At 62.6% G+C, this 6,846-nt stretch carries 5 protein-coding genes; 3 read left to right on the plus strand and 2 right to left on the minus strand.

Annotated features, from left to right (window positions below; genetic code table 11):
- Positions 1–47: 47 nt before the first annotated feature.
- Complete coding sequence (locus VJR29_05570; protein ID HKY62872.1) at positions 48–716, minus strand: TetR/AcrR family transcriptional regulator; 669 nt, start codon at positions 714–716, stop codon at positions 48–50.
- 136 nt (positions 717–852) lie between these two features.
- On the opposite strand from VJR29_05570, the gene VJR29_05575 reads away from it, so the two are divergent.
- The 3 genes from VJR29_05575 (at position 853) to VJR29_05585 (ending at position 6,572) form a co-directional block, all read left to right on the plus strand.
- A complete protein-coding gene (locus tag VJR29_05575) occupies positions 853–2,679 on the plus strand; it encodes an FAD-binding oxidoreductase (protein ID HKY62873.1) in 1,827 nt (608 codons plus the stop codon).
- Between the two features lie 3 nt (positions 2,680–2,682).
- Positions 2,683–5,358: an SDR family oxidoreductase gene (locus VJR29_05580; protein HKY62874.1), complete on the plus strand. Its 2,676-nt coding sequence runs from the start codon at positions 2,683–2,685 to the stop codon at positions 5,356–5,358.
- Between the two features lie 134 nt (positions 5,359–5,492).
- Positions 5,493–6,572, plus strand: coding sequence for an NAD-dependent epimerase/dehydratase family protein (locus tag VJR29_05585; GenBank protein HKY62875.1), 1,080 nt, complete (start codon positions 5,493–5,495; stop codon positions 6,570–6,572).
- Here the strand turns inward: VJR29_05585 and VJR29_05590 are convergent.
- Positions 6,569–6,846 (minus strand): hypothetical protein (locus VJR29_05590; GenBank protein ID HKY62876.1); only part of this gene is annotated, 278 nt, incomplete at its 5' end. The genes VJR29_05585 and VJR29_05590 overlap by 4 nt on opposite strands.

Genomic DNA, 6,846 nt, shown 5'->3' on the forward strand with positions numbered 1-6,846 from the left:
TTCAAATCCCCCCTGCCCCCCCTTTTTCAAAGGGGGGGGAATTTTGGCTACTTCTTGCCGACTACCTTGGCCACGCTCTCTTCATCGAGGGTCTTCAGGATGTTCTGCACATGGGGCCGCAGCGCCGGGCTGATGATGCCGTTGATGACGAAGGTGTAGATCTCGCGCTCGATCTCGGCCGCGCTGGGCCGGTCGGTGCCCAGGACGTATTGGTAGAAAACTTCCTTGATGCTGCCCAAAACGCCGACCGCCAGGACGTGCACATCGGCCTCGCGGACGAAGCCCATCTTCTGGCCCTGCTTCAAGCCGCGGCGCAGGTAGTCGAGGATCAACTCGTAAAATTGGCGGATCTGGGTGTCGAACTCCGAGTCCAAGCCGACCGCGTCGCTGAACACCAATTTGATGTAGAGCGGATTTTTGAGCAGCAAGGCGGTGACCCGGCGAAGGTTGCCCAGGATCTGGCGGGGAATTTCCTCGACGGCATGGAGCGGCAGGGCCTGGATCTGCTGGGCCAAGTCGCCGAAGATCTTGGCGATGATCGCGGTGAAGATTTCGCGCTTGCCGTCGAAGTAGAGATAGAAGGTGCCGCGGGCGACCTTGGCCTGGGCGATGATGTCCGAGACCTGGGTGTCGTGGTAGCCCTTCTTGCCGAAGGCGCTCAGCGCGGCTTCCATCAGCTGGAGCCGCCGATGCTCTTTGTCCAAATGCTGGCCCATGGACCCTAAAAAGCGCAAATCCTTGAAAAAGCAAAGCTTTTTTTGCACAACTTAAACTGACATGTCAGTCTAATTTTAGCTTGTTTTTCGCTCGGAAACAGGCTTATCTGCCTCCACTAAAGAATGAGGAGGCGTCATGTCGGAATCGTTTCGCGACGAAGAGAGCTTGGACGTCTGGGGTTTTAGGGACACCGCCTTTCAAATCAAGGGCAACGGCAGTGTCGAGCTGACCGGAAATCGCTACTCGCTCTCCGGCCAAGAGCTGCCCTCGCTGCTCCCTTGGGTCAGCGACGTGATGGAAGTTCCGATTCGACCCGACGACATCCATCAGCCCCATTATCCGACCGAGATTCCCGCTCCCAAGAACCATCCGGCCCTGCTCGCCGAGCTCAGGCTCTTCCTCCAGGAAGACCAGCTCAGCCAAGATCCCAAAATTCGCCTGCGCCACGGCCACGGCCACACTCAGGAAGAGATGTTCGCGATCAAATACGGCAAGCTCGGCCGCATTCCCGACCTGGTGGTCTTTCCGACCGAGGAGGAGCAGGTCGAGCGCCTGGTCCAGGCCGCCTCGAATCATGATGCCTGCGTGATCCCTTTCGGCGGCGGCACCTCGGTGACCGAAGCCCTGCGCTGCCCCGAAGGCGAAGAGCGCTTCATCGTCTCGGTCGACATGCGGCGGATGAACCGCATTCTCTGGGTCGATCCGGTCAACCGCATGGCCTGCATCCAGGCCGGCGCGGTCGGCCGCCATATCCAGGAACAGCTCAAGGCCCAGGGCTTCACCCTCGGCCATGAGCCCGACTCGGTCGAATTCTCGACCTTGGGCGGCTGGATCGCCACCCATGCCAGCGGAATGAAGAAGAACAAGTACGGCAACATCGAGGACATCATCCTCGACATGAGCGTCGTCACCGCCGCCGGCACCCTGCGGCGGAGCGCGGCCCAGCCCCGCGAATCGGTGGGCAGCGATCCCCGGCTCTGGCTCTTCGGCTCCGAAGGCAGCCTCGGCATCGTCACCTCGGCGGTGGTGAAGCTCTTCCCGCTGCCCGAAGTCCAGCGCTACGGCTCGATCCTCTTTCCGACCTTCCACAACGGCGTCGAGTTTCTCTACCAACTGAGCCAGACCGACAAGATTCCGGCCAGCATCCGACTGGTCGACAATCTCCAATTCCAATTCAGCATGGCGCTGAAGCCCAAGGCGACCGGGCTCAAGGCCTTGAAGAGCAAGCTCGAGAAATTCTTCGTGACCAAGCTCAAGGGCTTCGATCCGCAGAAGATGGTCGCCTGCACCATCGTCTTCGAGGGCCGGAAGTCGGAGGTCGCGGCCCAGGAGAAGGAAGTCTACGCCCTGGCCAAGAAGCAGGGCGGAATGAAGGCCGGAGCCGAGAACGGCAAGCGCGGCTACCAGCTCACCTTCGGCATCGCCTACATCCGCGATTTCGTGATGAAGCATTATTTCCTGGCCGAGTCCTTCGAGACTTCGGTGCCCTGGAGCAAGGCCGAGGAGCTTTGCGAAAAGGTGAAGGCGAATCTCTTCGCCGAATACGCCCGGCGCGGCCTTCCCGGCAAGCCCTTCATCACCTGCCGGGTCACCCAGGTCTACGAGACCGGCGTCTGCGTCTATTTTTACTTCGGCTACTACTACAAGGGAGTCGAGCATCCCTCCGAGGTCTATGCCGAGCTCGAAACTTTCGCCCGCGAGGAAATACTCAAGCAGGGCGGCTCGCTCTCCCATCACCACGGCATCGGCAAGCTGCGCCAGCGCTTCCTGCCCAAGATCAAGTCGCCGGCGATGCTGGCCTGGGTCGGCGCCGCCAAGCGGGCCCTCGACCCCCAAAACGTCTTCGGGAGCGACAATCAAGGTTTGGGCGAAACAGCGGCGGGGCTAAAGCCCCTTGCTACGGGATCTATCCCTGTAGCAAGGGGCTTTAGCCCCGCTTCCCTGGAAAGGAAACGAGGTTAAGGCATGAAGGCATTGGTCACCGGCGTCACCGGTTTCGTCGGCAAAGTGGTGCTGGAAGAGTTGCTCCGCCGCTCCGAGGAGCTGAGGCTCGAGAAGGTCTATGTCCTGATCCGGCCCGGCCGCAAGGGCCATTCGCCGCAGGAGCGCTTCGAAAAGGAAGTGGCGGCCTCGCCTTGCTTCTCCAAGCTTCCCCGGGGCTGGGAGCAAAAAGTGACGGTCGTCGCCGGCGAGCTGAGCGAAACCGGCTGCGCCTTGAGCCTGCGCGACCGCGGCGAGATGACCGCCGAACTCACCCATATCTTCAACGTCGCCGCCTCGGTCGAGTTCGACCTGCCGCTGGAAGTCGCGGCCCGCTCCAATATCGCCAGCAGCTTGAACGTCCTCGAGTTCGCCAAGGCCTGCCCCCAGCTCGAGCGGCTGATCGGTGTCTCCACCGCCTACGTCACGCCCCATCGTGAAAACAATGGGCCGATCGAAGAGAAGCCGGTGCCGCTACCCCGGCCGGCCCGTGAAATTTACCAGCAGATCCTAAGCGGCCGTTTCGACACCCAGGCTTTATTGAAGGAGACCGGCCACCCCAACACCTACACCCTGACCAAGTGCCTGGCCGAGCACCTCCTGCTCGAGAACCGCGGGACACTGCCCTTCAGCCTGGTCCGCCCCAGCATCGTCTCGGCCTGCTGGAGCCAGCCCTTCGCCGGCTGGATCGACAGCCGGGCCGCCTTCGCCGGCTTCGTCTCGCTGATCGGCGCCGGCTATTTGCGAGCGGTGGTGGCCGACTACGACACCAAGCTCGACATCGTGCCCTGCGACGTCGTCGCCGACTGCATCCTGCGGGCGGCGGTCGAGCCGCTGCCGGCCGACGGCTCGGTCCGCATCGTCCACGCGGTCGCCGGCAAGGATCAGAGCTGCAACATCCGCGAGAACATCGCGATCATCGAGGGCTATTTCCGGCGCTACCCGGTGGCCCGCTTCTCGCACCTCCGCTATGTCGGGCCGAACAGCCTTCGCTTCAAGCTCCGCCACTGGCAATGGCATCTGGGGCCGGGCAAGGCCGCGGCGCTGTGGTTTAAGTTCAAGCGCAAGGAAAGGGCTCGCAAGCAGATCGAGCGCCTCACCGGCCAGCTCCACTATCTCAACACCGGCTTTCCCTATTTCACCCACTGCAGCTTCGACTTCCGCTCCTCGATGCCGATCTCGGATCCCAAATTCCGCAAATACGACTACATCGAGAACGTCTGCCGCGGGGTTTACACCAACTTGATGCATAAGAAAGAGAGCGAGGTCGTCTTCGCCGGCCGGCGCCACCGGCCCGAGGAAAAGGACCTCCGCTGGGCCCGCGGCCGGGCCCGAGGCAATTGGGCGATCCGCAGCGCGGCCTATCTGGCCCGCAAGGTGCTGCGCCGCTCGGCCGATTCGATCACCTTCGACCGCGGCGCCTTCGAGCAGGCCCGCCAAACCATCCCGGCCGACACTTTATTGCTGATCGTCCCGACCCACCGCAGCTACCTCGATTTCATCCTCTGCTCTTACTTGTTCTTCGCCTATCCCGAGCTGGGCGTGCCGATCCCGCACATCGCGGCGGCTCAGGAGTTCGGCAAGATCCCGCTGCTCGGCCGCCTGATCAAGCAGACCCAGGCTTTCTACGTGCAGCGCGGGCTGGGCAAGGAAAACCCCGAGCTGACCCGGCAGATCCACGACTTGGTCCGGCGCCGCCAAGCTCTCGAGTTTTTCATCGAAGGCACCCGCAGCCGCTCGCGCCAACCTTTGACACCGCGGCGCGGGATCTTGAAATGCCTCCAAGCGACCGGCCAGGCCTGCACGCTCTTGCCGGTTTCGATCAGCTACGACCGGGTTCCCGAGGAGGCGACCTTCGGGCGCGAGCTGGCCGGCGAGACCAAGCCCAAGATGCGGCTCGGCGCCCTGCTCGCTTGGCTGCTGCGGGTGGTTCGCGGCGAGATTCGGCTCGGCCGGATCCACGTCGCCTGCGGCCGCCCCATCGCCTTGAACCGCCACAGCGATCTGAACTTGATCGGCGCCGCGGCCATGGCTCAGCTCCAGCAAGGCTTGGTTGCGACCGACCATCACTTGCGGGCTTTTGCCGAGCGGCAAGAGCCGGTCGGCTTCGAGGTCTCTGAGCTGAGGGCTCGGCTCGAGGCCCGCAGCGCTCAAGTTTTGGAGAGCCCGCTCAAGCGCGAGGATCGGATTCCGACTTCGCTGCTGCCGACCTTGAACTATCAATGGTCCCATCATTTCTTCGCCGAGGCTTTGGCCCTGCTGCCGGAAAACCCGGCGGTGCGACATCATGTGGCGCGCAACGATTTCGGCGGCTTCGCCCAGCGCGTTCCCAAGCCCGAGGCACTGGCCGAGGAAGTGGTCCAACTCATCGTCTTCGGCCTTTTCGAGGGCGTCTGCCGCGATTACTTCGCCGCCGCCGACTGGCTCAGCCGCCAAGGCCCCGAGCTCAAGCTCGGCTCGGCCGGGACCCTGCTCAAGGAAATTCCCGACGCCCATCTGCCCCATCTCGAAGATTGCCTCGAAGATCTCGCTCAACGTCAAGTTTTGGCAAAGACTCCCGGCGGCGAATGGGCTTGGGGGCCTAACGCCGCCGAGTTGAATCGCTATCGCGAGGCCTGTCGTTGGCCCGAAAAGTCCACCGGGCTGGCCGTGGCCGGTTAAGAATTTCCCCCTCCTTTGTAAGGAGGGGGCAGGGGGAGGTAGAGAGTCGGCAGAGATGCCAAAGTTAATGGCTTTGCCAACTCTCTACCCCTCCCTAACCCTCCCCTTACAAAGGGGAGGGAAATAGGAGCTCCATGCAAAAGACTCCCTACCTCGTCACCGGCGCCACCGGCTTCGTCGGCCGGCACCTTCTCCAATTATTGTTGGACGATCCGGCGATTCAGCCGATCGCCTTGGTCCGCGACAAGGCCAGCTGGAAGAAACAGGATTGGACGGCCAAGCTCAAGGGCGTGGAGCTGATCGAAGGCTCGGTCACCGAGGCTCAAGCCTGGATCGGCGATAAGCGCTTGAAGGGCCTGGCCGGCGTCTACCATTTGGCGGCCGTGATCCAGCACACCCGCAAGGCTCCCGAGGAAATGTTTCACACCAACGTCGAGGGCTTGGCCTCGATGATCCGAGTGGGCCGCCATTTCAAATGCCGGGTGCTCTTCGTCTCGACCTCGGGCACCGTCGGCTGCTTCGCCGATCCCAAGGCCAAGGCCGATGAGCTGGCGCCTTTCCAGGAAGAGACCGTCGGAAGCTGGCCCTACTACGCGTCCAAGATCGCGGCCGAGCGCCAGGGCCGGGCCCTGGCCGAGAAGCTCGGCGTCGAGCTGGTGATCTTAAGGCCGCCGGTCCTGCTCGGCCCCGGCGACCACCGCGGCCGGGCCACCGCCCACATCTCGCGGCTGCTGCGGGGCAAGCTGCCCTTCATCGTCAACGGCGGCATCCACTTCGTCGACATCCGCGACGTCAGCCGGGCGATGATCCGGGCGATGAAGATCGCGAATCCCAAGCCGGTCTACCATTTCTGCGGAACGACCTATCCGATCGACCGCTTCTTCAAAACCGTTGCCGCCATTGGCGGGGTCGCGCCGCCCAAGGTCGCCCTGCCCGGCCCGGTCGCCGCGCTCTTGGCCAAGGTCTCGGGCCTGCTCGACAAGGTCCTGCCGCCGCAAAAGCATCCGATCTTGCCCGATCCGGTGGTCTTCGAGATGGCCTCGAAGCATTGGGGCTTGAGCTCGCTCTACGCCGAAAAAGATTTGGGCTTCGTCTCGCGCGATTCGATCGCGACGCTTTCCGACACCATTGCGTGGCTCAAGCTCAATGACCCGGAGCTAAAGAAGGAGTACGCCGGAGCCTTGGAGACGGCGACAAATACTCACGCCTCCTAGGGCTTGGATTTCATAATCCCTTTAATGATGTCGGCTTTCGAAGGGCCAGGGGGAGGCGGGGCAAGCGCCGGTTTCGGCCGCTCCTCAAAAGAAAGCGCCGGCTCCTGACCAGGATGGAGCTTCTTCCACTGCTCGGCCGCAAAGTCACGGTAAGAGCCGACGACGAGCTCTTTCTTTTCATTCACCAGCCCGAGTCGAAGCGCCATGGGAGACAAGGCTTCCCACTCCTCGTCTTTGGCATTGGACAGGATATCGATCAACCGAAGGGTCAAAG

The sequence above is a fragment of the bacterium genome, assembly GCA_035281585.1.
In the GTDB taxonomy this organism is placed as follows: Bacteria; UBA10199; UBA10199; order DSSB01; family DSSB01; genus DATEDP01.

Coding starts and splice junctions, on each gene's coding strand:
- VJR29_05570 (HKY62872.1), bottom strand. CDS start 716: ATGGGCCAGCATTTGGACAAAGAGCATCGGCGGCTCCAGCTGATGGAA.
- VJR29_05575 (HKY62873.1), top strand. CDS start 853: ATGTCGGAATCGTTTCGCGACGAAGAGAGCTTGGACGTCTGGGGTTTT.
- VJR29_05580 (HKY62874.1), top strand. CDS start 2,683: ATGAAGGCATTGGTCACCGGCGTCACCGGTTTCGTCGGCAAAGTGGTG.
- VJR29_05585 (HKY62875.1), top strand. CDS start 5,493: ATGCAAAAGACTCCCTACCTCGTCACCGGCGCCACCGGCTTCGTCGGC.